The following is a 24724-nucleotide window of genomic DNA, read 5'->3' as shown; positions in this document are numbered from 1 at the left end:
CGTGAACGTCCGGTTCGACCGTTCCACGGCGATGCAGGCCCGACTGCACGAGCTCGTACCCGGTGGTGCGCACACGTTCGCGAAAGGCTCTGACCAGTACCCGGAGGGGATGGCCCCGGTGCTGTCCCGCGGGCGCGGAGCGCGCGTGTGGGACGTCGACGGCAACGAGTTCGTCGAGTACGGGATGGGCATGCGGGGGATCACCCTCGGGCACTGCTACGAGCCGGTGCTCGAGGCCGTGCGGGACGCGCTGGCCGGCGGGGTCTCCTTCTCCCGCCCCACCGAGCTGGAGCTCGCCGCAGCCGAGGACTTCCTGTCGCTGGTCCCGGGCGCCGACATGGTCAAGTTCTGCAAGAACGCCTCCGACGCCACGAGTGCAGCGATCCGGCTGGCCCGCGGCGCCACCGGCCGCGACCTCGTCGTGCTGTGCGACGACCAGCCGTACTTCTCCTCGCAGGACTGGTTCGTGGGCACGCTGCCCATCCGCACCGGGGTGCCGGAGGCGGTCCGGTCGCTCGTGCGCACCTTCCGGTACAACGACCTGGAGTCGCTGCGCGCCGTGCTCGACGCCGAGGGCGCCGACGTCGCCTGCGTCGTGCTGGAGGCGGCGACCGGGCAGCTCGAGCCCGACCCCGGCTTCCTCGAAGGGGTGCGGGCGCTCTGCGACCAGCACGGCGTCGTGCTCGTGTTCGACGAGACGATCACCGGTTTCCGGTGGGCAGCGGGCGGCGCGCAGTCCGTGTACGGCGTCCGGCCCGACCTGTCCACGTGGGGCAAGGCGATGGGGAACGGGTTCCCGATCGCGGCGCTCGCCGGCCGCCGCGAGCTGATGGAGCTGGGCGGGCTCGCGACCGACCGGCCACGGGTCTTCCTGCTCTCCAGCACGAACGGGGCCGAGACCGTCTCGCTCGCCGCGTTCCGCGCCGTCGTCGCCGCGTACCGCACCGGCGACCCCGTCGGCGTGATGGAACGGCAGGGCCGCCGGCTCGCGGCGGAGATCAACGCCGCCGCGGCCGAGGCGGGCGTCGGCGAGTTCCTCTCGGTGACCGGACGGCCGTCGTGCCTGGTCTTCCGCACCGCCGACGCCGACGGCGCGCCGTCGCAGGCGATGCGGACGCTGTTCCTGCAGGAGATCCTGCAGCGCGGGGTGCTCGGCCAGTCGTACGTGATCTCCGCCGCGCACGACGACCGTGACGTCGACCAGACCGTCGACGCGGCCGTCGGCGCCATGTCCGCATACCGGAAGGCGCTGGAGTCGGGCCGGCCGGAGGCCCTTTTCGCGGGCCGTCCGGTGGCGCCTGCGCACCGCCTGCTCGCCGCGCCGCGGCGGCTGCCGTGACCGAGGCCGCGCCGCGACCCAGCGTCGCCGGCGCGCCGGTCGGGTCGCCGCACCGGTTTCCGCTGCTGGACGGGCTGCGGGCGATCGCGGCGCTGATGGTGGTGGGCTACCACGCCCACTCGCCGGGTCTCCAGCTCGACGCACCGGCCGCCGGGCAGTCCCTGTGGGACGGCGGGCAGCAGCTCAACATGGGCGTCACGGTGTTCTTCGTGCTGTCCGGGTTCCTGCTGTACCGGCCGTTCGCGGCCGCCCGGCTCGCCGGCACCCGCGCCCCGGACGTGCCCGGGTACCTGGTGCGCCGCGGGTTGCGGGTGCTGCCCGGGTACTGGGTGGCCATCACCGTGTTCGGGCTGCTGCTGCCGCAGCTGGTGCCCGTGCTGGTGCAGGACTGGTGGATCTTCTACGGGTTGGTCCAGACGTGGGTGCCCGGCCGTATGTTCGACGGGCTGTCGCCGGCGTGGAGCCTGTCGGTGGAGATGTCGTTCTACCTCGCACTCCCCGTCTACGCGCTCGTGGCGAAGCGGGTGCTCGGCCGATTGCCGGTGCGGCAGCAGGTGCGCCTGGAGTTCGGGCTGCTCGCGGCCGCGGTGGTCGGCACCTACCTCGCCCGGCGGTTCGTGTTCGACCGCGGGGACGGGCCGCTCGGCTTCCTCGTGTGGTCGGTGCTCGGGCACGTCGACTGGTTCGCGGGCGGCCTCGCGCTCGCGCTGGCCAGCATCCTGTGGGGCCGCGCCGAGGCGCGACCGCGGTGGGTCGAGCTCGTCGAGCGGCACCCGAACCGCTGCTGGGTCGCCGCGGTGGCGCTCTTCCTCGCCCTCGGCTTCGTGCACGGCAGCCCCGGCGACGTCGTCCACGTCGCGAGCCTGGCCGCGGCCGTGCTCCTCGTCGCCCCCGCGGTGTTCGGCGGCGAGCGCACCGACCCCGTCCGCCGCGCGCTGGGCAGCCGGCCGATGCAGTGGCTGGGCCTGGTGTCCTTCGGGATCTTCCTGTGGAACGAGCCGCTGGCCTCGTTCTTCCACCACCTGGGGTGGGACGACTGGGGCCTCGGTGACAGCGGCTACCTGCTGTTCCTGGTGACCGCCGCCGCGGCGATCGTGCTCGGCGCGCTCAGCTACTACCTGGTCGAACGGCCCACGATGGCGCTCGGCCGGCGGCGTTCGGCACCTCGTGTGCCTCGGCAGGTCGGCGGGGGTGAGGGGCGGCACCGGGCTCGACCGGGCGCGGCCCCGTGGTCCGTCGACGACATCTCGTCCCGTGGTGGTGTCCGGTGAACCTCGTCCGTCCCTACGTCCTTCCGGTCCTGCGCCGGTGGCCGATCGTGCTGGCCGTCGCGCTGCTGGCGCTGGCCGGGTCGGCGTACTGGTCCTTCGTCGTGGCACGGACGTCGTGGAGCGCGACCGCGGCACTGACGACGCAGTCGCAGAACCGCGCGCCCGAGCAGGACGCGGTGCTGTCGATCGGTTACGTCGACTACTTCAACCAGGCCGCCTACCAGCAGACGCTGCGCGCCGCGGCGCAGATCCCGGCCGGTGTCGTCCTCACGGCGAAGACGGGTGCCGCGAGCCCGATCATCTACATCGAGGCCTCCGCGCCGAGCGAGGACCTCGCGCGCAAGTCCGCAGAGACCGCCGCCGAGACGTTCCGCGACGACATCCGCAACAGCCTCGTGGACGAGCGCGCGCGCGAGGTGCGGGACCTGCAGGCGCAGGTCGACGAGGCGGTGAAGCAGTTGCAGAGTCCGGGCGTCACCTCGGCCGAGGGCAACGTGATCCTCGACCAGATCCGGTCGCTGCAGGGGCGGATCACCGACATCTCCTCCGACGCGACGAACCACCTCAAGCGGCTGCAGCCGGTCGCCGGCGTCGCGTCCACGAGCCGCAACCACGTCGTCGACCTGGCGACCGGTGCCGTCGGTGGGCTCCTCCTCGGACTGGTCGCGGCGCTCGCGCTCGCGCTGCTGGACGGGCGGGTGCGTCGAACGGACGACCTGCGCCGGCTGGACCTGACCGTGCTCGGGGAGCTCCGCCGCAAGCAGCGGCCGGATGACCGGCGGCTCGCCCTCGACCGGCTGGTCAACGCGCTCAGCGTGACCGACGGCCCGCGGGCGAGCGTCGTCGCCGTCGTCGGGGTCGGCACCGGTGCGGCGGCCACCCGGTTCGCCAGGAGCCTCGCCGGCGCGGCGGGCGCGCGGCGCGCCGGCGCCATGCTCGTGCGCGCCGACGTGCGGAGCGCGGCGGCCGCCGGTCCCCGCGGCTTCGCCGAGTTCCTGGCCGGCGGGGCACGCCTCACCGACCTGGTCCGGCCCGAGGCCGACGGGGTGCGTGTCGTGCCGGCCGGTGACCTCGCCGGGCGCGACCCGTTCCGGGCGATGGACCCCGACCGCGTGCGCGAGTTCGTCGCCGAGGCCCGGCGCGCGTGCGCGTTGACCGTCGTGCTGGCCGCGCCGCTGGAGGTCGCGCCGGAGTCGCAGGTCGTCTGCGCTGCTGCGGACCGGGTCGTGCTCGTCGTCGAACGGGGCAGCGCGCGCATCGCGGACCTGCGCCAGGCGGTGGCCCTGCTCGCGGAGGTCGGGGTCACCGCCGGCGGTGCCGTTCTGGACGACCCGACCGGGCCGGAGTCGCCGGCCGAGCCCACGCCGGTGCCGGAGGAACCCGCGAGCACGTCCGTCGACCGGCGGCCCGCGGTCGCGGTCGACGCGCAGACCGTGACGCTGCCGGTGACCGGGCCCAAAGAGCAGCCGGTCGCCCGCGAGCCCGACAGCCGGCTCGTCGGGCAGACGGCCGCCCGCGGTCGCCCGGCGCCGTCGGACGGCGACGGCAGGCGCCCCGCCGCGAAATGATCACGCAGCTCATCCGGACCCGGGCGCCCGCCGTGCCCGAGATCCTCCCCCTGTCCCGGCTCGAGGGCAGGTTCGCCGTCGACCGGGACAGCCCGCTCCGGGTGGCGGTGGTGCTCGGCGTCGCCGTCGTCGTGATCGCGGTGGGCATCCTCGCGGCGCCCGTCCGCGGCCCGCTCGGGCTCGTCGTGCTCGTCGTCGGCGGGCTCGCGGTGTGCCTGACGCTGAGCTCGCCCCTGGTCGCGCTGACCCTGCTGGTCGTGACGTCCTTCATGCGGTTGGCGCTGCAGCTGCCCGGGCTGCCGGCCGAGCCGATGGTGCTCGTCCTGTGCGCACTGGTCGTCGCGCTGGCCCTGGCGATCCAGCGGGGCGCGGTCACCGTGCCCTTCGGGGCGGTGGAGGCGGCGATGCTCGCCTACCTGGCGTGGAACGTCGTGTCGGCCGTGCTGCCGCACGAGTACCCGGCGGAGGTGCCGGGTAACGGCGAGGCGATCTCGGTCTACCGCTTCGTGCTCACCGGCACCGTGATCCCGTTCGTCGCGTACCTGGCGGGCCGCGCGCTGCTGCAGAGCGAGGACCGCGTCCGCCGGCTGATGATCGCGCTCGTCCTGCCGGCCGCGTACTCGGCGGTCGTCAGCATCCTCCAGTTCACCGGCCCGGCTTCGCTGGTGTGGCCGCGCTACATCGTCACGGCCCCCAGCTACCCCGAACGCGCCGTCGGTGTGGTCAACCAGCCGCTGGTGAACGGGCTGGTGATGGTGGCCGGGTTCGTGATGGCGATGTTCCTGGCGCAGCAGCGAGCGCTCCGGCCGGGGCCGCGGCTGCTGATGCTGCTGTGCGCGGTGCTGTGCCTACCCGGCATCTACCTCACGAAGACGCGGGCGGCGTGGCTCGTCTTCGGCGTCGGGGTGATCCTCTGCGCGCTGTTCGGCCGAGGCGCGCGGGCCGGGTTCGTCGCCGTGCTCGCTGCGGCGCTGCTGTTCATCGGCGTGAACTGGTCGACGTTCACCAGCTCCGACCGGACCGCAGGCGGGGTCGCGTCGGCCGGCGAGGTGGACGACCGGCTCAACTCGATCGCCACCTCGTTCTGGGCGATCGAGCAGAAGCCGCTGCTCGGGTGGGGGATCGGCCGGTTCGCCCAGGTCAACACCCAGCACCACAAGCAGTGGACACCGAGCACCGACTTCCGCCGCGGCTACGCGATCGCCTCCCACGAGAACGAGCTCGGCATCGCGACCGAGCTCGGGCTGATCGGGCTGGCGCTGTGGCTCGCGGTGATGCTGCTCATCGCGAGGACGCTGGTGGCGGCCCTGCGCAGGCTGCCGGTGCACGGTCTCGCCGGTCGCGCGCTCGGGCTGGTGTCGGTCACCGTGCTCGGCACGTGGGTGGTCAGCGGCTTCACCGCGGACCTGCGCTTCTTCGACTTCGCGAACCTGCTCACCTTCCTGCTGATCGGAGCGACCGTGGGGGTCGCCGACCGCTGCGCCCGCGAGGTGGCACCGTGAGGGGCCGCCGCCGCGCGCTGGCCGTGTCCACCAGCCTGCAGACCCGCGGCGGCATCTCGTCGTACGTGCGGATGCTGCGCGGCACCGAGCTCTGGACGCGCTGGAACGTGCAGCACATCGCGACGCACCGCGACGGCGGGGTCGGCGCGAAGGTCGGTGCGTTCGCCGTCGGGTTGGTGCGCTACCTGGGGGCGCTCGCGGTCCGCCGGCCCGACGTCGTCCACGTGCACATGTCGTCGTACGGCAGCTTCGTGCGCAAGGCCGTCGTGTGCTGGACGGCCTGGGCGGTGCGCGTGCCCGTGGTCCTGCACGTGCACGGGTCGGAGTTCGACGTCTTCCACGACCGCCTGCCGCGACCGCTGCGCGCGACGGTCCGGGCGACGTTGGAGCGGGCCGCCGTCGTGGTGGCGCTGGGCGAGCGGTGGGCGCAGCGCCTGCGCGACATCGCGCCGGCTGCCCGCGTCGTCACGATCCCGAACGCCGTGCACGTGCCCCCGCCCGCCGAGCCCCGGAACGGGCCGCCGCGGGTGGTGTTCCTCGGTGAGATCGGGGAGCGCAAGGGCGCCTTCGCGCTGCTCGACGCGTGGACGGCGCTGGCCGCGGAGGGGCTCGGCGGCGCGCACCTGACGATGGCGGGGGACCGGGAGCACGAGCGCGCCCGCGCACTCGTGGCCGAGCGCGGCCTCGCCGGTTCGGTGTCGGTGCACAGCTGGCTGTCCCCGGCCGAGGTGGCCGACCTGCTCTCCGCTGCCGACGTGTTCGTCCTGCCGTCCCGCAGCGAGGGACAGCCGATGGCGCTGCTGGAGGCGATGGCGCACGGGCTGTGCGTCGTGGTCAGCGACGTGGGCGGCATCCCCGAGATGGTCGACGACGAGACGTCGGGTCTGCTCGTCCCCGCCGACGACGTCGAGGCGCTCACCGACGCGCTGCGCCGGGTGCTCGCCGACCCGGAGCTGGCGGCCCGGCTGGGCGCCGCGGCCCGCAAGCGGGTGCTCGCCGAGTTCGACGTCGACGTCGTGTGGCGGCGCTTCGACGCCCTCTACGAGGAGGTGCGGGCCCGATGAACCCGTTCCGCCGGAAGCCGCGGACCAGCGGACCGCTTCGGGTGCTGTTCGTCGTCCCCGACCTGCGGGTCGGTGGCGCCGAGCGGCACGCGGCCACGCTGGCGCCGGCGCTGGACCCGGCCCGGTTCACGGCCTCGCTCGTCTGCATCGGCGAGGAGGGCGAGCTGTTCGCCGGGCTCGGTGTGCCCGCCACGGCGCTGCGGAGCCGCACCAACCCGGTCCGGGCGCTGCTGGGACTGGTCCGGATCATGCTGCGCGAGCGGCCCGACGTGGTCGTCACGCGCGGGTACAACGCGGAGGCGCTCGGTCGCATCGCCGCCGCGCTGACGCGGGTGCCGCGCACGGTCGTGTGGGTGCACAACTGCGGCGACGTCGAGCCCCGTGGCCGGGTGCGGTGGCTGGTCGACCGCGTGCTCGACCCCGTCACCGACGCCTACTACGCGGTGGCGCACGGGCAGCGCCCGTACATGACCGACGAGCTCGGCTACCCGGACGCGAAGATCACCGTGATCCACAACGGGGTGGAACCCGACCGCTACCCGGCCCGGCCGCCCGTCCGGGACGCGGACGTCCGCGCCGAGCTGGGCATCCCCGTCGCCGCGCCCGTCATCGGGGTGGTCGCGGTGCTGCGGCCCGAGAAGGACCACGCGATGCTCCTGCGGGCCACCCGGTCCGTGCTCGCCGAGCTGCCCGAGGCCCGGCTGGTGGTGATCGGGGACGGCCCCGAGCGCACCCGGCTGGAGAAGCTCGCGGCCGAGCTGGGCATCGCCGCCGCGGTCGTGTTCGCCGGCTCGCGCGCCGACGTGCCCCGCCTGCTCGGCGCCGTCGACGTGCTGGCGCTGGGCTCCTACACCGTGGAGTGCTTCCCGATGGCCGTGCTGGAGGCCATGGCCTCAGGCGTGCCGGTGGTGGCGACCGCGATCGGCGGGGTGCCCGAGCTGGTCGACGACGGCGTCACCGGCCGGGTCGTGCCGAAGCAGGACCCGGCGGCGATGGCGGAGGCCCTGCTGGACGTGCTCCGCGACCCCGCCCGCGCCGAGGCGATGGGCCGTGCCGGGCGCCGCCGGGTGGAGACGGAGTTCTCCCTGGACGCGTCGGTGCGGGCGGCGCAGGACGCCTTCCTGCGCACCGCCGGCCGGGGACGGCCGGTGCGGCTGACCGTCGTCATGGACCTGACGTTCGTCGGTGGCGCGGAGATGCTGCTGCTCAACGTGCTGCGCCGGATGGATCGCGACGCCGTGCGGCCGCGGCTGGTGTGCCTGCGCGAGGCCGGCCCGCTGGCGGACGAGTTCCGTGCGGCCGGCGTCCCCGTCGAGGTGCTGGAGCGCACCGGTCGGTGGGACCTCTCGACCGTGCCGCGGCTGGTCCGCTCGCTGCGCGCCGACCGCACCGACGTCGTCCTGGTCAACCACCACCACCGCGCCGCGCTCACCCTCGGCCGGCTCGCGGCGCGGCTGGCCGGGGTGCCGGCGAACGTCGTGGCCGCGCACGACATGGACCTCACCGCGGTGGGCGGGCGGGTGCTGCCCCGCCACGACGTCGAGACGCTGTTCCTGTCGTCCGCGCTGGTCCTGCTCGCCCCCAGCCAGGGCCGCTACCTGCGCGAGCAGGAGGGCGTCGGCAGCAGGCCGTGGCGGCGGACCCGCGAGGTGGTCATCGGCAACGGCGTCGAGCTCCCGGCCGCGGCCGACCGCGCCACCGGCCGGGCCCTGCTCGGCCTGGACGACGACGCGCAGGTGATCGGCATCGTGGCCCGGCTGAGCCCGCAGAAGGCGCACGAGGTGCTGCTGCGCGCCGTCGCCGCGCTCGCCCCTTCCCGCGCGGGCCTGCGGCTCGTCGTCGTCGGGGAGGGCCCGCGGGCGGCGGAGCTGCAGGCGCTGGCCGCCGAGCTGGGGATCGCCGACCGCGTGCTGTTCACCGGGGTCCGCCGCGACGTCGACCGCCTGCTTCCCGCGTTCGACGTGACCTGCCTGTCGTCGGTGCACGAGGGAGCGCCGCTGATCGTGCTGGAGTCGATGGCCGCCGGCGTCCCCGTCGTGGCCACCGACGTCGGGGCGATCGCCGACCTCGTCGCCGACGGGCTGGAGGGCCGCCTCGTGCCCAGCGGGAACAGCGACGCGCTGGCCGCGGCGCTCGCCGACCTCGTCGACGATCCGCGGCTGCGGGCCGCGATGGGCGCTCGGGCACGCGCGCGGGCCGAGCGCAGCCACTCGATCGACCGGACCGTCGAGGGCTACACGGCCCTCCTGGAAGAGCTGGTAGCGCGATGACCCGAGTCCTGATCCTGGTCGAGAACCTGTCCGTGCCGTTCGACCGCAGGGTGTGGCAGGAGTGCCGGGCACTCGTCGACGCCGGGTACGACGTGGTCGTGATCTGCCCGATGGGCACGAAGCGCGACACCGAGCCCGAGCAGGTGCTGGAGGGCGTGCGCATCCTGCGCTACCCGCTGCGCGCTGCGACCGGGGGTCCGGCGGGGTACGTCCGCGAGTACGGGCTCGCGCTGTGGCACACGCTGCGGCTCGCCCTGCGGGTCCGCCGCGAGGGGCCGGTGGACGTCGTGCAGGCGTGCAACCCGCCGGACCTGCTGTTCCTCGCCGCGCTGCCGCTGATGGCACGCGGGGCGCGGTTCGTGTTCGACCACCACGACCTCGTACCGGAGCTCTTCCGGTCGCGGTTCCCGCGCGGTGGGGAGTGGCTGTTCCGGGTGGCGGTGGTGCTGGAGCGGATCACGTTCGCCCTGGCCGCCGGCGTGATCTCGACGAACGAGAGCTATCGGCGGGTCGCGCTCACCCGCGGTCGCAAGCGCCCCGACCAGGTGCAGGTGGTGCGCAGCGCCCCCGACCTCGCCCGCTTCGTGCCCCGCGACCCGGACCCGGCGCTGCGCCGGGGCAAGGCCCACCTGGCCGCCTACGTCGGCGTGATGGGCCCGCAGGACGGCGTGGACTACGCGTTGCGGGCACTCGCCCACGTGCGCCACGACCTCGGCCGCGACGACCTGCACACGATCTTCATGGGCGCCGGCGACGCCCGCGACGAGATGATCGAGCTGGCCCGCGACCTGAAGATCGACGACGTCGTCGAGTTCCCCGGGCGGGTGTCCGACGAGTTCCTCCAGCGCTGCCTCTCCACCGCGGACGTCGGGCTCTCACCCGATCCGTGCAACCCGCTCAACGACGTCTCGACGATGAACAAGGTCGTCGAGTACATGGCGATGGGCCTGCCGATCGTCTCGTTCGAGCTCGTCGAGGCCCGGGTGTCCGCGGGCGAGGCCGCGGTCTACGCCGCCGACGACGACGAGCGGGCGTTCGCGGAGCTGGTCGTCGAGCTGCTCGACGATCCGCAGCGGCGTGCCGCGATGGGCGCGCTCGGCCGCGAGCGGGTGGCCCGGCACCTGTCGTGGGACGTGTCGCGCGCCAACCTCCTCGACTTCTACCAGCGGCTCGCACCGAGCACGAAGGAGCACCCGATGACCGTCGAGCCCGCCTACCAGGGTTCCGCGCACGAGGACACCCACGCCGGGGCGCAGCACTTCTGCCGCACGGTGACCGCGCGCGGCCCGCTCGCCCCCGGCAGCCGCGTGCTCGTCGCGGGGTGCGGGCTCGGGCACGAGGCCAAGTACATCTACGACACCCTCGACGTGGAGCTCGTCGGCGTCGACGTCGCGGTCGGGTGGGACCCCGCGCTCGCCTCGCTGGACGACGGCCGGTTCCAGCTGGTCGAGGGATCGGTGCAGCAGCTCCCGTTCCCCGACGAGTCGTTCGACCTGGTCTTCTACCACCACGTCATCGAGCACGTGCCCGACCCGCCGGCGAGCCTCGTCGAGCTGGCGCGGGTGCTGCGCCCCGGCGGGCTGATCTACGTGGGCACGCCCAACCGGCACCGGGCCGTCGGCTACATCGGCTCGTACGACTCGTCGTTGCGCGACAAGCTGCGGTGGAACGCGGCCGACTGGACGGCGCGGCTGCGCGGCCGGTTCCGCAACGAGCTGGGCGCGCACGCGGGGTTCGCCGAGACGGAGCTGCGCCGGATGCTGGAGCGGAACTTCACCGACGTGGAGTTCCTGACCGCGGGCTACCTCGCGTTCAAGTACGGCTCGCGGCTGCCGGCCGGGGTGCTGACCGTGCTCGGCAGGCGACCGGTCCGTGAGGTCGCCGCGCCGTCCGTGTACGCGGTGGCCCGCCGTTGATCGGGACGACGGTCCAGCACCGTCTCTCCTGGTACCGCTCGCGCGCGCTGGCCATGAGCCCGCGCGAGGTGGCGTGGCGTCTCCGGGCCCGCGCCGGGGCGCACGCGGCGCCGGTGCGGGACCGGCTCTGGCCCGTCCCGGTGCTGTCGGACGGGATCGGCTGGGCCGCCGCGTACGACGGCTTCCGCCGGGGGTCCGGGCGCCCGGTCCTGCTGGACGCGGCGCGCGTCGAGCAGGTGGTCGCGGCGTGCCCGCGGGACGTCGCCGCGGTGGTCGCCGCCGCGGACACGGTGCGCGAGCACCGGTTCGGCTTCTTCGGCGAGGAACCCGTCGGCTACCCCGACGGCGTCGTCGACTGGAACCTCGACCCCCGGCACGGCGTCCGCTGGCCGCACCGGCCGGCCGGCCGGATCGACCACCGATCCGCAGGCGGCGACCCGAAGTGGATCTGGGAGCTCAACCGGTTGCAGCACCTGCCGTGGCTCGCGCAGGCGTGGCTCGTCACCGGGGACGCCGGATACGCGGAGGCCGCGCTCGCGGACCTCGACGGGTTCATCGAGCAGAACCCCGTCGGCTGGGGCATCGCGTGGCGCGGCGGGTTCGAGGCCGGCGTCCGGGCGATCTCGGTCGCCGTCGCGCTGCAGGGGCTGCGGGACGCCCCCGCCATGAACCCCGAGCGCTACCGGCGGGCCGTCACCATGCTGGCGGCCAGCGCGGACCGGTCGTGGCGGGAGCGCTCGCTCTACAGCTCGGCCAACAACCACCTGCTCGGCGAGCTGGTCGGCATCGTGACGATCGCGCTCCTGCACCCGGAGCTCGACGTCGCGCAGCGCCTCGGACCGCGCGCGTCGGCCGCGTTGGCGCGCGAGGCCGAGCGGCAGATCCTGCCCGACGGCATGGGCGCCGAGCAGTCGGCGGCCTACCAGGTGTTCGCCGCCGACCTGCTGCTCGTGCCGACGGCGCTGCGCCGGCTGCGCGGCGCCGGGTCGGATGACCCGATCAGCGCGGCCCTGCGGCGCAGCGCCGCGCACCTGCGGTCGATCGCGGCTCCTGGTGAGCCCGCGCAGCGCTTCGGCGACGACGACGGCGGCTTCGCGCTGCGCCTGCACGCCGACCCGCTGCCGTCGCCCGGGCGGCACCTCGCCGCAGTGGCCGCGGTGGCCGGCGAGGCGCCCGCCGGCGCGGACCTGGCCGCGGCCTGGCTCGGCGGTACCGCGTGCGCGGTTCCGGCGGCCCGGCCGGCCCCGCCCGGAGACCGGTACGCGCGCGACGGCGGGTTCGTCGTGCTGCGCCGCGGGTCGCGGCGGATCTGCATGGACGTCGGCCCGCTCGGCTACCTCGCCCTCGCCGCGCACGGGCACGCCGACGCGCTGGCCGTGACCCTCGCCGACGGCCCGCACGACCTGATCGGCGACCCCGGCACGGGCAGCTACTACGGCGATCCCGCGTGGCGTGCCGCGTTCCGCGGCACCCGGATGCACGCCACCGCGTCGGTCGACGACCGGGACCAGTCCGAGGCGACCGGCCCGTTCCTGTGGGGGCGCAAGGCCGTCACGACGGTGCTCGCGGTCGACCTCGCCCGCGGTGTGGTCGACGCCCGGCACGACGGGTACGCGCACGGCGACCGGCCGGTGACGCACCGCCGGTGGCTGGTCGCGCCGCCGTCGTCGGACGTCGCCGTCGTCGTCGACCTGTTCACCGGGGTCGGCGAGCACCGGTTGCGGACGTCCTGGCCGCTGCACCCCGATCTCGACGTGCGCACCGACGGGCGCACCCACGTCGGCACGCGGGACGGGGCGACGGTCTCGATCACGGCGGCGGCGACCGTGCCCGTGCAGAGCTGGGCCGTGCGCGGTGACGAGGAACAGCGGCTCGGCTGGTGGTCGACGCGGTTCGAGTCGTGGGGCCCGGCCTGGCTCGTCGGCACGGTCGCGGACGGCGTCGCGCTGCCCGCCGCCGTCGCGACGGTGCTGGCCACGGGAGCCGGACCGGCGGACCTGACGGTCACGCTGGAGGACGAGGTCATCGAGGTGCGCTGGGCGCACACGGTGGTGCGGATCGACGCCCGGGCAGACGGCTCGGTCGCGTGGGACCCGCTGGGCGGGTCGGACGGGGGGAACGCGGAGTGTGCGGGATCGTCGGGATCATGCGCTTCGACGGAGCGCCGGTAGATCCCGCGCTCATCAGAGCGATGACGGACAGGCTGACCCATCGCGGCCCGGACGCCGACGGCCACTGGGTGGACGGGTCGATCGGGTTCGGGCACCGCCGGCTGTCGATCATCGACGTGGCGTCCTCGACGCAGCCGATGGCGACCCCGGACGGCCGCACCCACCTGTGCTTCAACGGGGAGATCCTCAACTACCGCGACCTGCGCGCCGGCCTGCGCCACGAGTTCCGCACCTCGGGCGACACCGAGACGCTGCTGGCGGCGCACCACGAGCGCGGCGCCGCCGCCGTCGACGACCTGCAGGGCCAGTTCGCCTACGCGGTGCACGACGCGGACCGCGCCGAGCTGCTGCTGGTGCGCGACCGGCTGGGCATCCTCCCGCTCTACTACACCGTCGACGCGACGATGATCGCCTTCGCGTCGGAGGTGAAGGCGCTGCTCCCGGCGCTGGGCCGGCGGCCGGAGGTCGACACGGCGAGCCTCGACGACTACCTGGCGCTGCGCTCGGTCCCGGCGCCGAACACGCTGTTCGTCGGGGTGCGGAAGCTGCCGAGCGGGCACCGGCTGCGCGTCGGCGCCGACGGGACGGCCCGGCTGGAGCGCTACTGGTCCATCCCCGACGGGACCCGGGCCGGGACCGACCCCGCCGCGGCCGTGCGGGAGGTCGCGGACTCGCTCGACCGCGCCGTCGAGGCCGCCATGGTGGCCGACGTGCCGCTCGGCGCCTACCTCTCGGGCGGCGTCGACTCCAGCCTGATCGTGGCGCTGATGCGGCGGCACCGCGACGGCGCCCCGATCGAGACGTTCGCGGCGGGCTTCGGCGATCCGCGCTTCGACGAGCTGCCGCACGCCCGCCGGGTCAGCGAGGTGCTGGGCACGCGGCACCACGAGGTGTCGCTGCGGCCGGCCGACTTCGTCGAGCTGTGGGAGCCGCTGACGTGGCAGCGCGACGGGCCCATCTCGGAGCCGTCGGACTTCGGCGTCTACCGGCTCGCGCAGGTCGCGCGCCAGCACGTCACGGTCGTCCTGTCCGGGGAGGGCAGTGACGAGCTGTTCGCCGGCTACCCCAAGTACCGCTACGCCGCCGCGGTCGCGCGCCTCGCCCGGCTCCCGGCCCGCGTGCGGGTGCCGCTGGCCGACGCCCTGCAGCGGCGCCTGCCGCCGGTCGCGGCCCGCGCCCGGATCGCGCTGCGGACGCTGACCGAGGCCACCGAGGACGACCGCAACCGCAGCTGGTTCGCCCCGTTCACGGCCGCGGAACGGCGGGAACTCGTCGGCCTGCACGCCCGGCACCCGCGCACCGCCGGCCCGTACGACGGCGACCTGATCCGCCGCATGCTCGCCACCGACGTCTCCTCGTGGCTGACGGACAACCTGCTCGAACGCGGTGACCGGATGTCGATGGCGGCGTCGCTGGAGCTGCGCCCGCCGTTCCTCGACCACCGGCTCGTGGAGCTCGCGTTCAGCCTCCCGTCGTCGGTGAAGGTGCGCGGCGGCGTGACGAAGTGGGTGGTCAAGGAGGTCGCCCGGCAGCACCTCCCGGCGGACATCGTGGACCGGCCGAAGGTGGGCTTCCGGGTGCCGATGGACGCCTGGTTCCGCGGCGGGCTCGAGGACATGGCGTGGGACCTGCTGACGTCGCGGGACTCGCTGGTCGGCAGCCTGATGAACCGGCCGGCCGTCCTGCGGCTGCTGGAACGCCACCGCGACGGCGTCGCCAACGAGGAGGCCCGGATCTGGCCGCTGCTCTCGCTCGAGGTCTGGTACCGGCGCTTCTTCCTGGACGAGGCGGCCCGAACGGTGGTGTCAGCGAGGCCCCCTTCAGGACCGATCTCGTCGTGAAGGTGCCCTTGCTGTCACGTGAACGACACCGGCCCGGCCACCCGCGCCACTACAGTGACCGTCGGCTGGGAGGGTCGGTGATGCGGGTCAGGGCGATCGCGGCGACGGGTGCGTGCGCGCTGCTGCTCCTGTCGGGCTGCGCTTCGGCGGTCGCGCTCGACGTCGACCACGCCGTCGCGCCCGCGGCGGTGCCGGCGGGGCCGCCGCTGTGGGTCGGCGACCTGGAGACCGGCGACCTGTCGCAGTTCCAGGACGGCCCGTGGAACGACGTCGGCGGCACCCCGCCCAAGGTGGTGACGAGCCCGGTGCGCAGTGGCCGGTACGCCGTCCGGCTGCAGCTGACGGGCGCGACGGACGCCTCCGACGGCATCTGCTGCGGTTCCCGCAACGAGCTCCTGCCGAAGTTCCGTGATCTGAAGGAAGGCGACGACCTCTACTTCGGGTTCTCCACGTACCTGCAGAAGGGGTTCGCGCTGCACCCGGAATGGCAGTTGATCACCCAGTTCAAGCAGAACTTCGACGGCTCCCCGCCGCTCGCGCTGTACGTGGAGGACGCGCAGTACAAGGTCGAGGGCGGGTACGGGTACCCGTTCGGTCCGCACCCCTTCGCGGTGCCGATCGGTCCCGTCACCACCGACGTGTGGGTCGACTGGGTGTGGCACGTGAAGTTCTCGACCGATCCGCGGATCGGGTTCGTCGAGGTGTGGCAGGACGGGCAGCTGGTCGTGCCGCGGTACGCGCCGGAGACGGGCACCCTGTACCCCGGAACCGGGGATCGGGCGGGCAGTTACGTCAAGACGGGCCCGTACCGGGACCCCACGGTGACGACGCCCGCCACCATGTACCTGGACAACTGGCGCATTTCCACCACATTGGCGGCAGCGGTCGGCTGAGCCGCTTGCAGTGCGTAACACCGGGCCGATGGGCGTCGAGTTCCACCGAGGAATCTCGGGTTCCAACCCGACCGGGCGGAGGGCAACCCGAATGCTCGACCCATCGAGTGGCAGCGGGGCGGCCGATGCTGCGCGGCCGTCGTTCAGCATCCTGTGCTCGGCGTACCGGTGCGAGGACTACCTGCCCGCGACGATCGACTCGGTGCTCGCGCAGTCCGTGCCCGACTGGGAGCTGATCGTCGTCGACAACGGGCCGTCGGACACCGTCGCCGAGATCGTCGAGCGCTACACGGCGGACCCCCGGGTCCGGCTGATCCGCCAGGAGAACGCGCGCCTCATCGGGGGCATCCGGACGGCCGCCGCGGCGGCCCGCGGCCGCTACCTGGTGCCGCTGGACAGCGACGACCAGCTGGCGCCGCACTTCTGCCGGCGGATGGGCGAGGTGCTGGACGCGCGCCCGGAGATCGACGTCCTGTCCTGCAACGCCGCCCTGTTCGAGGACGGGCAGGTGCAGGACCTGGCCCGGTCGTTCCTGCGCCGCGTGACGGGCCTGGAGCACCGGCTCACCCTCGCCGACCTGATCGGGCAGCACGACGTCGTGCCGTACTTCGCCGCCTTCCGCCGCGAGGCGTGGTTCGCCGCGGGCGGCTACGCGGCCGGCACGGACCTCGTCGAGGACATCGCCCTGTTCCTGCGGCTGGTCGGGTCCGGCCACGACGTGCGGGTCCTGCCGGAGCGGCTGACCCGCTACCGGATGCGGGACGACTCGGCGTCCCGCGACCCGAGCACCGTCGAGGCGTTCGAGCTCAGCCGCGAGCGCGTCTACACCGAGGCGGCGGTCGAGTCGGGCGATGCCGCGACGCTGCGCGCCCTCGACCGCAGGCTGCGCAGGCTGCGGTACGAGCGGGAGCTGCGGCGGGCGCGCTGGGCGTTCGTGAACGGCGACACAAGGGGGGCGCGGGAGGCGGCGCGCGCGGCGTTCCGGCAGCGGCGCACGGCACGCAGCGTCGCGGTGGTCGCGGGGCTGGGACTCGCCCCGGCGGTGCTGCGCTGGATCCACCCGGCGAAGCAGCACCTCACCCGGTTCGCTTCGCGGTTCGCTTCGACCGTAACCGGTGGGCTCCGCGCGAACGCCTCCGGCGCAGCGAGACGAGCAGTTCGGACACGGTCCGGGGCATGATCATCGTGAACGCGCTCACGTACAGGACGAGGAAGGTGAGCGCGTCCAGGAGCAGGAAGGCCACCCCGAGCGCCGTCGACCGCTGATCGGGGTGGAGCACCTGGGCGTCGAGGGCGTGCGTCACGACCGCCGCGGTCAGGGCAGCGAGCACTGCCGGAACGGTCGCGCGCGCGACGTCGCGGCCGCGCACACCCAGCACCCGACGCGCGGTCAGCACGCACTGCACGCCCACCACCAGCGCCGTCATCGAGATCGCCAGCCCGACCCCGACGAGTCCGAGCGGGAACACCAGCAGGAGCAGCCCGAGCCCCAGCACGACCTCGACGGCGGTGAACCAGTTGATCACCGACGTGCGGCCGGAGCCCTTGATGGCCTCCTCGCTGACCGAGGCGAACGCCTTGCCCAGGCCGAGCCCCGCCATGGCGACGAGCGCGATCCCGGCGCCGCGCCACGGCTCGCCGAGGACGACGACCGCTGCCGGCTCGCCGATGGCCAGCAGCAGGCCCGACACCGGCGCCGAGCAGAGGGTGACCCAGCCCAGTGCCCGCAGGTAGGCCTGCGCGAGCCGGTCGCGGTCGGCGGCGAGGCGGGAGAAGGCGGGGAAGAGCGCGTTCGCGACGATCTCGATCAACGCGTTGGTGGGCACCCGGGCGATCCGCAGGCCGTACCGGTACTGGCCGAGCGCGGCGACGTCGAGGAAGCGGCCGACGACGACCGACTCGGCCAGCTGGCGCGCCTTCGCCGCGAACGACCCGACGACGAGCGGGAACCCGTACCGCGCGAGCTCCCGCCACAGGCGGATGCTCGGTCGCGCCCGACCCGGTCGCCAGCCGCACAGGCACCACACGGCCACGACGAGCGTCACGTACGAGGCGTAGTTGCCGGCGACGAGGCTCCACACCCCGGCCCCGGCCGCGGCGAGCCCGATCGTGACCCCGGCGAAGGCGATGGAGACCGCCGGCCCCACCACCAGCCGCCGCCACACGCTGAACTCCCGCTGCAGGTACGCCTCCGGCACGTTGGCCAGCGAGTACAGGACGAGCCCTCCCGACGACACGGCGGCGATCCACCCGGCCGTCGGGTCGTCGAACAGGAGCCCGATCAGCGGGGCCGCGGCGAGCGATCCCAGGCACAGCGCCAGCCCGCCGCACAGGGTGGCCCAGAAGACGGTCTCGGCGGCCTCGTCCACCTCGTGGCCGCGGTTGACCAGCGCCGAGCGCAGCCCGCCCTCGGTGAACTCGGCGAGGAACGCGGTGAGCACGGTGCCCGCGGCGAACAGCCCGACCTCCGCCGGCGTGAGCAGCCGCGCCACCACGACCGTCTGGAGCAGCGAGATCGTCTCGCCGAGTGCCTGCGCCGCCGCGGAGGCCCAGGCCACCCGCTTGATCCGCTGCGCCAGCCGGGGAGCAGGAGGCGCGTCCGGGCGGTCGACGGTGCTCACCGCAGACCCGGCCCGATGGCGGGGCCGCGGCCGTTCATCGACGTCGGCGGCACCACAGGGGTGGACTCGACCGGGCGCGCACGTTCGTTAGCGCGTCCGGCGGTTAACTCCCGCGCTCCGCGGAACGACTGGACACGCGGAGCCCGCACCCGGGAATCGGCGAGGAATCGAGGACACACATGTCGCCTGACGGCGAGTCACCGGGCGGACCCGACGCCGGAGCGGGGGTGCGGGTGGTGCTGCAGAACGGCGAGTACTGGCTGCGCAACAACGGCGACCTCGCGATGCTGGAGGTGACGGTCGCGCGGATCAGGGAGCGCTGGCCGCTGGCCACCATCAGCGTGATCACCAGTGCGCCGTCGCTGCTCGTGGCCTACCTGCCCGGTGTCCACCCGCTGTCCGACGGGCGGTTGCCGGGGCTGGCCGCGCCGTTCTGGCGGGTCGCGGCGAAGCTCGGGCCCGCGGTGGTGGGGCCGGCGTCGGCGCGGTGGTTGGAGCTGCGCCAACGCCTGTCGGAGTACCTCGCGGCCCGGCGCCCGGCGCCGGAGGAGGCACCGGAGCAGCCCGCGTCCGGCGAGGCACCGGCCGAACCGGCGCTCCTCCCGGTCGTCGCCGACGCGGTGCGCTCGGCGTCGCTGGTGCTCGCGATCGGCGGCGGCTACGTCACCGACGTCGACCCGGCGCAGGCGCTGCGCACCTTCGACGTGCTCGCCGCCGCACGGGAGCGCGGTATCCCGGCGGCGATGGTCGGCCAGGGCCTCGGGCCGCTGGTGGATCCCGCGCTGGTCGCCCGCGCCGCGCAGGTGCTGCCGGACGTCGACCTCATCGCGCTGCGCGAGGGCCGCGCGGGTCCCGCGCTGCTGGCCGAGCTGGGTGTCCCGGCGGAGCGGGTCGTCGTGACGGGCGACGACGCCATCGAGCTGGCGCACGGCGTGCGCACCGCGCGGCCGGGCACCGACCTCGGCATCTGCCTGCGGGTCGCGGACTACTCACCGGTGGGCGTCGCCGCGACGGCCGCCGTCCGCGCGAGCGTGCACGCGCTCGCCGACGAGCTCTCGGCCGGACTCGTCCCGTTGATCATCTCCGAGTACCGCTCCGAGGACCGGCGCTCCACGCTGCCGCTCGTCGAGGGAGCGCCGCGGGTCGTGCCGCCGCTCGGTCCGTTCGTGAGCGCCCGCGACGTCGCGCGCCGGGTGTCGCGGTGCCGGGTGGTCGTGACGGGCGCCTACCACCTGGCCGTGTTCGCGCTCTCCCAGGGCATCCCGGTCGTCGCGCTGACCTCGTCGGAGTACTACGACGACAAGTTCCTCGGCCTCGCCGCGATGTTCGAGGGCGGGATCGAGCTGGTGCACCTGGACGACCCGGCCCTCCAGGAGACACTGACGAAGGCGGTGCGGACGAGCTGGGAGGCGGCGCCCGCGCTGCGCGACCAGCTGCTCGCGCGCGCCGCCGCGCAGATCACGGCGAGCCGGACGGCGCTGGAGCAGGTGTTCCGGCTGATTCGGCGGGAGTGACGCGCGCACCGCGCGTCCGCGGCGCGTTCTCCGCGGCGGCGCGCATCGCCTCGGCCAGGCCGCCCTCGGGCAGCTGCTCGGCGGTGATCGCCCAGAGGTCGTGGTCCAGGCGGCGGCCGCCGACCTCCAGGTAGCCCGCCATCCGCCCTTCCTTGCGCAGGCCCAGACGCACGACCGCCCACGCCGCGGCGCGGTTGCCGGCCGCGATCGGCGCGATGACGCGCTGGACGCCGAGCACCGACGTCGCGTGGTCGAGGAGGAGCCCGCCCGCCACCCCGGACACGCCGAGTGCGCCCCAACCGGCCTCCAGCCAGGCACTCATCTCGGCCGTCGCGGTGTGCGGCGCGATCCAGGCGAGCCCGCACTCGCCGGCCACCTGGCCGTCGACCTCGATGATCAGCGGGAACGCGTGGCCGGCGCGCGCCTGCTGCCGGGCCTGCAGCCACCCGGTGACCCACGCCGCGTCGGTGTGGCGCTCGGCCCAGCTGCGCGGATCCGACGCCCACCACGGCTCGATGCGGCGCCGCTCGCGCAGCCGGGCGGCCCGCCACTCGGCCGCATCGGCCACGCGCGGGGTCCGCAGGACGACGTCGTGCCCGCAGACCCGCACGGGCCCCAGCACGACGTTCCAGGTGCGTCCCTCGCACTGTCGGAACGTGGTGAGCGACCGGCGGAGCGGGCGCAGGTAGTACCGCGCGACGGGCACCGCGCAGCGAAGCAACTCACGTGTCGTCATCGGTGCCGGCACCCTCCGTGGACATGGCCTGTGGTGGCACTCGACGTGCCGGGCAGGCCCGTTACCTGATCGCCGCGCGGGGGAGGTAACGACTGCGCCTGTTCCGCGAGTTCCACCGCATGAGCGCATCCGGTCTGCCGCGGCTGAGCGTCTTCGGGCTCGGTTACGTCGGCTGCGTGTCCGCGGCGTGCTTCGCCGCCCGCGGCCACACCGTGCTCGGCGTCGACGCCAATCCGCAGAAGACCGCGTTCGTGGCGGACGGGCGTTCCCCGATCGTCGAGGAACGGATCGGCGAGCTCGTCGCCGAGTCGGTCGCGGCCGGCCGGTTGCAGGTGCGCACCGACCCGGCGGACGCCGTGCTCGAGTCCGACATCTCGTTCGTGTGCGTCGGCACGCCGTCCGGGTCGGGGGGTTCGCTCTCCACCGAGTTCCTCGAGCGGGCCAGCGAGGAGATCGGTGCCGCGCTCGCGCAGAAGGACGGCTGGCACGTCGTCGTCTACCGCAGCACGATGGTGCCGGGCACCGTCGAGGGGCTGCTGGTGCCGCTCCTGGAGCGGACGTCGGGGAAGCGGGCGGGTGTCGACTTCGGGGTGTGCCTCAACCCCGAGTTCCTGCGCGAGGGCACCAGCGTCAGCGACTTCCTCTCCCCGCCGAAGACGGTCGTCGGCGAGACCGACCCGCGCAGCGGCGACCTCGTCATGGGTCTCTACGCGGGCCTGCCGGGCCCGCAGTTCCGGGTCCCGCTCGCCGTCGCCGAGATGACGAAGTACGTCGACAACAGCTTCCACGCGTTGAAGGTCACCTTCGCCAACGAGATCGGCGCCGTCTGCGCCGCCGCCGGGCTCGACTCGCACGCCGTCATGGACGTCTTCCTCGCCGACACCAAGCTGAACGTGTCGCCCGCCTACCTGCGGCCCGGGTTCGCGTTCGGCGGCTCGTGCCTGCCGAAGGACGTCCGCGCCCTGCTCCACACCGCCCGTCGCCACGACGTCGACGTGCCGGTGCTCGCCAACGTCCTGCAGTCCAACGAGGCGCACCTGCGCCGGGCCGTCGATCTGATCACGTCGCAGGACCGGCGCCGGGTGGGGATCTTCGGGCTGTCGTTCAAACCCGGCACCGACGACCTGCGCGAGAGCCCGCTCGTCGAGCTCGCGGAGCGGCTGGTCGGCAAGGGCTACGACGTGCGGATCTACGACCCGACGGTGGCGCTGTCGCGGCTGCTGGGCGCCAACCGCGCCTACCTGGACAAGCGGTTGCCCCACATCTCGGAGCTGCTGACCGACGACGCCGACGCGGTGCTCGCCCACGCCGAGGTCTGCGTCATCGGCTCGCGCGCCGCCGCGGTGTCGGCGGCCGCGGCGCGCATCCAACCGCACCAGACGGTCGTCGACCTCGTCCGGCTCCCCGACGCCGCGGCCCGGCGCGGATCCGACGACTACGTCGGCATCGCCTGGTGATCGTGGACGATGAGCGAGTTGCCCGAGCCTGACGCAGTCGGGAGACGTCCGCTCTTCAGCATCCTGACGTCGGTCTACCGCACAGAGCGCTACCTGGCCGAGACCATCGAGTCGGTGCTGGCCCAGACGCTGCCGGACTGGGAGCTGATCGTCGTCGACAACGGGATGTCGGACGAGGTCGTCCGCATCGTCGAGCGCTACGCCCGCGATCCGCGGATCCGGCTCCTCCGGCAGGAGAACCGCGGTCTCGGCGGTGGCGTCGACGCCGCGGCGGCCGCCGCCAGGGGCCAGTACTTCGCGGTGCTCGACAGCGACGACCTGCTCATGCCGCAGTTCTGCGAGCGCACCGCCGCGGTGCTCGCGGCCCACCCGTCGATCGACGCCGTCGGCATCGACGCCGCCATCTTCACCGACGGCGACACGCACGACCAGATCCGCAGCTACCGCCGGTCGGTGGGCGCCACCGCCGAGGTGGGCCTGCACCGGCGCGTCACGCTCGCCGAGATGGTGGGCGGGGAGGTGCTCTACTACACGGCCGCGATCCGCGCCGACGCGTGGGCGCTGGGCCGGGGGTACACCTGCGACACCCCGAAGGTGGAGGACCTGGCGCTGTTCATGCGCATGCTGATCGCGGGCTGCGACATCCGCGTGCTGAACGAGCGCCTCGCGCGGTACCGGGTGCGCCGGGACTCGTCCTCCCGCTCGAACGAGCAGGTCGAGCTGTTCGAGCAGAACCTCGAGCGGGCCTTCCGCAAGGCCACCCTGTTCAGCGACGCGCCGGACGTCCACCTGGCGCTGACCGCCACCCTGCGGCGCATCCGCTACGACCAGTCGATGCGCCGGGCCCGCGCCGCGCTCCTGAACGACGACGTGATCGCGGCGCTGGAGCACGCCAAGCACGCGTTCGCGCAGCGGCGCTCGGCGCGGCCCGCCGCCGTGGCGGCCGGGCTGATGCTGGCGCCGGGGGTGCTGCGGCGGATCCACCCGGCGAAGCAGCGCATCACCCGGATCGCCGTGGTCACGGTGCGCAGCGCCCGCGGCCTGCTCAAGCAGGGCATGCGGCGTTCCACCACATGACGCCACCGGCCGGGCGGCTCGGCGCGATCCTGCGCCGGGGTGCGCTGATGTCGACGGCCGCGCTCGTCGTCGTCCAGGCCGTCGGGCTGGCGCAGACGCTCGTGCTCGCCCGCCTGCTCAGCCCGGCCGAGGTCGGGGTCTTCGCGGCGGGGACGCTGCTCACGACGGTGCTCGCAGCCATCGGCGAGGGGGCGCTGACCCAGGCGCTGATCCAGCGCGCTGACGCCGACCTCGACGACGCGGCCGACACCGTCTTCTGGGCCACCCTCGCCGGCGGCGTCGTGATGAGCCTCGCGGTGCTGGCCGCGTCGCCGCTGGTCGGCGCGCTGTTCGGCAGCGCGACGGCGGGCACGGTCGCGGCCGTGACATCGGGCGGCCTGGTCCTGCACGCGCTCACGAACGTGCCGGACACGCTGATGCAGCGGCGGTTCGACTTCCGCAGGCGGCTCGTCGTCGACCCGGCGACGGTCCTCACGTTCGCGGTCGTCTCGGTGTCGTGCGCCGCGGCCGGGCTCGGGGTGTGGGCGCTGGTCGTCGGCTCGTACGCGCAGCTGGCGGTGTGGGTGGGCCTGGGCTGGGCGCTCGCCGGCTGGCGGCCCGGTCGGGGCCGGCCCACCGTCGCGATGTGGCGGGAGCTGGCCCGGTTCGGCCTACCGCTGATGCTCGCCACGCTCGGTGAACGGCTGCGGGAGACCGCCGAGCTCGTCGTGCTCGGGCGGGCGCTCGACACCGCAGCGCTCGGGTTCCACCGCTACGCGAAGCGGATCGCGCTCCTGCCCGGCATGGTCGTGCTGCAGGCCGGCGCCTTCGTGCTGTTCCCTGCGTTCGCGCGGATCGCCGGCGAGCGTGAACGGTTCCGGGACGGGTTCCTGTCGGCGCTCACGTGGGCGTGGCTCATGGCCCTGCCGCTGGCGGGCCTGTTCGTCGCCGCGGGCGAGTCGGTCGCCGTGCTGCTGCTCGGCGAGCCCTGGCGCCCCGCCGGTGTCGCGCTGACGGCGATGGCCGGCATCGGGCTCGGCCAGACCGTGACCGCCGTGGCCGTCGAGGCGCTGAAGGGTGCCGGCGCGCCGCAGCGGCTGTACCTGCTCACCGTCGTCGGGCTGGTCACGGCGACCGGGCTGCTGCTGGTGCTGGTGCGGTTCGGGCTGTTCGGGGTGGGGCTGGCGATGTCCGCGGCAGCGCTGGCCGTCGCGGCCACGGCGCTGTGGCAGGTGCGCGACGTCGTCGGCGTCGCGGGGCGGGAGCTGGGCGCGCGGCTGCTGGGCCCGCTGGCCGCAGCCGCCGTCGCGACGGCGATCGTGGCGACCCTGGAACGCACGGTGATCCGCGCGGCCGACCACCCGGTGGCGGCGGGCCTCGCCCTCGTCACCGCCGAGGCGCTGCTGCTCGCGGGGCTGCACCTCGCGCTGCTGCGGCTCGCCGCACCGGCGGCGGCCAGGACGGTCGCGGCAGCGGCCAGGGCAGCGCTGCGCCGAAGGTAGCGC

17 protein-coding genes are annotated in these 24724 nt (G+C 74.5%); 15 read left to right on the top strand and 2 right to left on the bottom strand.

Going from position 1 to position 24724, the window contains the following annotated elements; translation table 11 throughout:
- Position 1: 1 nt before the first annotated feature.
- The 11 genes from ACQEVB_RS00285 to ACQEVB_RS00235 all read left to right on the top strand — a co-directional run bounded on the left by ACQEVB_RS00285 (position 2) and on the right by ACQEVB_RS00235 (position 17015).
- Entirely contained in the window at positions 2–1339 is a 1338-nt protein-coding gene (locus ACQEVB_RS00285) for a glutamate-1-semialdehyde 2,1-aminomutase (RefSeq protein WP_432963075.1), read from the top strand.
- Entirely contained in the window at positions 1336–2610 is a 1275-nt protein-coding gene (locus tag ACQEVB_RS00280; RefSeq protein WP_432963072.1) for an acyltransferase family protein, read from the top strand. Before ACQEVB_RS00285 ends, ACQEVB_RS00280 begins: the two co-directional genes overlap by 4 nt.
- A complete protein-coding gene (locus ACQEVB_RS00275) occupies positions 2607–4178 on the top strand; it encodes a hypothetical protein (protein ID WP_432963069.1) in 1572 nt (523 codons plus the stop codon). The genes ACQEVB_RS00280 and ACQEVB_RS00275 overlap by 4 nt, the downstream gene beginning before the upstream one ends.
- Entirely contained in the window at positions 4175–5680 is a 1506-nt protein-coding gene (locus tag ACQEVB_RS00270) for an O-antigen ligase family protein (RefSeq protein WP_432963066.1), read from the top strand. The genes ACQEVB_RS00275 and ACQEVB_RS00270 overlap by 4 nt, the downstream gene beginning before the upstream one ends.
- Complete coding sequence (locus tag ACQEVB_RS00265; RefSeq protein WP_432963063.1) at positions 5677–6744, top strand: glycosyltransferase family 4 protein; 1068 nt, start codon at positions 5677–5679, stop codon at positions 6742–6744. Before ACQEVB_RS00270 ends, ACQEVB_RS00265 begins: the two co-directional genes overlap by 4 nt.
- The gene (locus ACQEVB_RS00260) at positions 6741–9014 is read left to right on the top strand and encodes a glycosyltransferase (RefSeq protein ID WP_432963060.1); all 2274 of its coding nucleotides are present in this window, start codon (positions 6741–6743) and stop codon (positions 9012–9014) included. Before ACQEVB_RS00265 ends, ACQEVB_RS00260 begins: the two co-directional genes overlap by 4 nt.
- Positions 9011–10930, top strand: coding sequence for a glycosyltransferase (locus ACQEVB_RS00255; RefSeq protein WP_432963057.1), 1920 nt, complete (start codon positions 9011–9013; stop codon positions 10928–10930). The genes ACQEVB_RS00260 and ACQEVB_RS00255 overlap by 4 nt, the downstream gene beginning before the upstream one ends.
- Positions 10927–13101 (top strand): alginate lyase family protein, encoded by a 2175-nt coding sequence (locus ACQEVB_RS00250; RefSeq protein ID WP_432963054.1) that lies wholly within the window; start codon positions 10927–10929, stop codon positions 13099–13101. Before ACQEVB_RS00255 ends, ACQEVB_RS00250 begins: the two co-directional genes overlap by 4 nt.
- Positions 13077–14942 carry an asparagine synthase (glutamine-hydrolyzing) gene (gene asnB / locus ACQEVB_RS00245; RefSeq protein WP_432963051.1) on the top strand — a complete coding sequence of 622 codons (1866 nt, stop codon included), beginning with the start codon at positions 13077–13079 and terminating at the stop codon, positions 14940–14942. Before ACQEVB_RS00250 ends, asnB begins: the two co-directional genes overlap by 25 nt.
- A gap of 80 nt (positions 14943–15022) precedes the next feature.
- Complete coding sequence (locus ACQEVB_RS00240) at positions 15023–15835, top strand: polysaccharide lyase (protein ID WP_432963048.1); 813 nt, start codon at positions 15023–15025, stop codon at positions 15833–15835.
- A 91-nt stretch (positions 15836–15926) separates the two neighbouring features.
- On the top strand, positions 15927–17015 hold the full coding sequence (locus tag ACQEVB_RS00235; RefSeq protein WP_432963045.1) for a glycosyltransferase family 2 protein: 1089 nt from the start codon (positions 15927–15929) through the stop codon (positions 17013–17015).
- On the opposite strand, the gene ACQEVB_RS00230 is transcribed toward ACQEVB_RS00235, so the two are convergent.
- On the bottom strand, positions 16912–18456 hold the full coding sequence (locus ACQEVB_RS00230; RefSeq protein ID WP_432963042.1) for a lipopolysaccharide biosynthesis protein: 1545 nt from the start codon (positions 18454–18456) through the stop codon (positions 16912–16914). The genes ACQEVB_RS00235 and ACQEVB_RS00230 overlap by 104 nt on opposite strands.
- 179 nt (positions 18457–18635) lie before the next feature.
- On the opposite strand from ACQEVB_RS00230, the gene ACQEVB_RS00225 reads away from it, so the two are divergent.
- A complete protein-coding gene (locus tag ACQEVB_RS00225; protein WP_432963039.1) occupies positions 18636–19970 on the top strand; it encodes a polysaccharide pyruvyl transferase family protein in 1335 nt (444 codons plus the stop codon).
- On the opposite strand, the gene ACQEVB_RS00220 is transcribed toward ACQEVB_RS00225, so the two are convergent.
- Positions 19915–20706 (bottom strand): GNAT family N-acetyltransferase, encoded by a 792-nt coding sequence (locus tag ACQEVB_RS00220; RefSeq protein WP_432963036.1) that lies wholly within the window; start codon positions 20704–20706, stop codon positions 19915–19917. The genes ACQEVB_RS00225 and ACQEVB_RS00220 overlap by 56 nt on opposite strands.
- 119 nt (positions 20707–20825) lie before the next feature.
- On the opposite strand from ACQEVB_RS00220, the gene ACQEVB_RS00215 reads away from it, so the two are divergent.
- Genes ACQEVB_RS00215 through ACQEVB_RS00205 form a run of 3 tightly spaced genes read left to right on the top strand, consistent with a single transcriptional unit; the run spans position 20826 to position 24721 of the window.
- Positions 20826–22163 carry a nucleotide sugar dehydrogenase gene (locus tag ACQEVB_RS00215; RefSeq protein WP_432963033.1) on the top strand — a complete coding sequence of 446 codons (1338 nt, stop codon included), beginning with the start codon at positions 20826–20828 and terminating at the stop codon, positions 22161–22163.
- An 18-nt stretch (positions 22164–22181) separates the two neighbouring features.
- Positions 22182–23240: a glycosyltransferase family A protein gene (locus ACQEVB_RS00210; protein WP_432963031.1), complete on the top strand. Its 1059-nt coding sequence runs from the start codon at positions 22182–22184 to the stop codon at positions 23238–23240.
- On the top strand, positions 23237–24721 hold the full coding sequence (locus tag ACQEVB_RS00205; RefSeq protein ID WP_432963028.1) for an oligosaccharide flippase family protein: 1485 nt from the start codon (positions 23237–23239) through the stop codon (positions 24719–24721). The genes ACQEVB_RS00210 and ACQEVB_RS00205 overlap by 4 nt, the downstream gene beginning before the upstream one ends.
- Positions 24722–24724 lie beyond the last annotated feature (3 nt).

This window comes from Pseudonocardia sp. CA-107938 (genome assembly GCF_050936315.1).
Taxonomy (GTDB): Bacteria; Actinomycetota; Actinomycetes; order Mycobacteriales; family Pseudonocardiaceae; genus Pseudonocardia.
Note: the sequence above shows the minus strand (reverse complement) of the source record. Positions and strands in the feature narration are given on the sequence as shown.

What these genes read in the sequence shown, in the direction of transcription:
- asnB (WP_432963051.1), top strand. Translation starts at nt 13,077, where the DNA reads ATGCGCTTCGACGGAGCGCCGGTAGATCCCGCGCTCATCAGAGCGATG.
- ACQEVB_RS00235 (WP_432963045.1), top strand. Translation starts at nt 15,927, where the DNA reads ATGCTCGACCCATCGAGTGGCAGCGGGGCGGCCGATGCTGCGCGGCCG.
- ACQEVB_RS00225 (WP_432963039.1), top strand. Translation starts at nt 18,636, where the DNA reads ATGTCGCCTGACGGCGAGTCACCGGGCGGACCCGACGCCGGAGCGGGG.
- ACQEVB_RS00205 (WP_432963028.1), top strand. Translation starts at nt 23,237, where the DNA reads ATGACGCCACCGGCCGGGCGGCTCGGCGCGATCCTGCGCCGGGGTGCG.
- ACQEVB_RS00240 (WP_432963048.1), top strand. Translation starts at nt 15,023, where the DNA reads ATGCGGGTCAGGGCGATCGCGGCGACGGGTGCGTGCGCGCTGCTGCTC.
- ACQEVB_RS00220 (WP_432963036.1), bottom strand. Translation starts at nt 20,706, where the DNA reads ATGACGACACGTGAGTTGCTTCGCTGCGCGGTGCCCGTCGCGCGGTAC.
- ACQEVB_RS00255 (WP_432963057.1), top strand. Translation starts at nt 9,011, where the DNA reads ATGACCCGAGTCCTGATCCTGGTCGAGAACCTGTCCGTGCCGTTCGAC.
- ACQEVB_RS00215 (WP_432963033.1), top strand. Translation starts at nt 20,826, where the DNA reads ATGAGCGCATCCGGTCTGCCGCGGCTGAGCGTCTTCGGGCTCGGTTAC.
- ACQEVB_RS00270 (WP_432963066.1), top strand. Translation starts at nt 4,175, where the DNA reads ATGATCACGCAGCTCATCCGGACCCGGGCGCCCGCCGTGCCCGAGATC.
- ACQEVB_RS00260 (WP_432963060.1), top strand. Translation starts at nt 6,741, where the DNA reads ATGAACCCGTTCCGCCGGAAGCCGCGGACCAGCGGACCGCTTCGGGTG.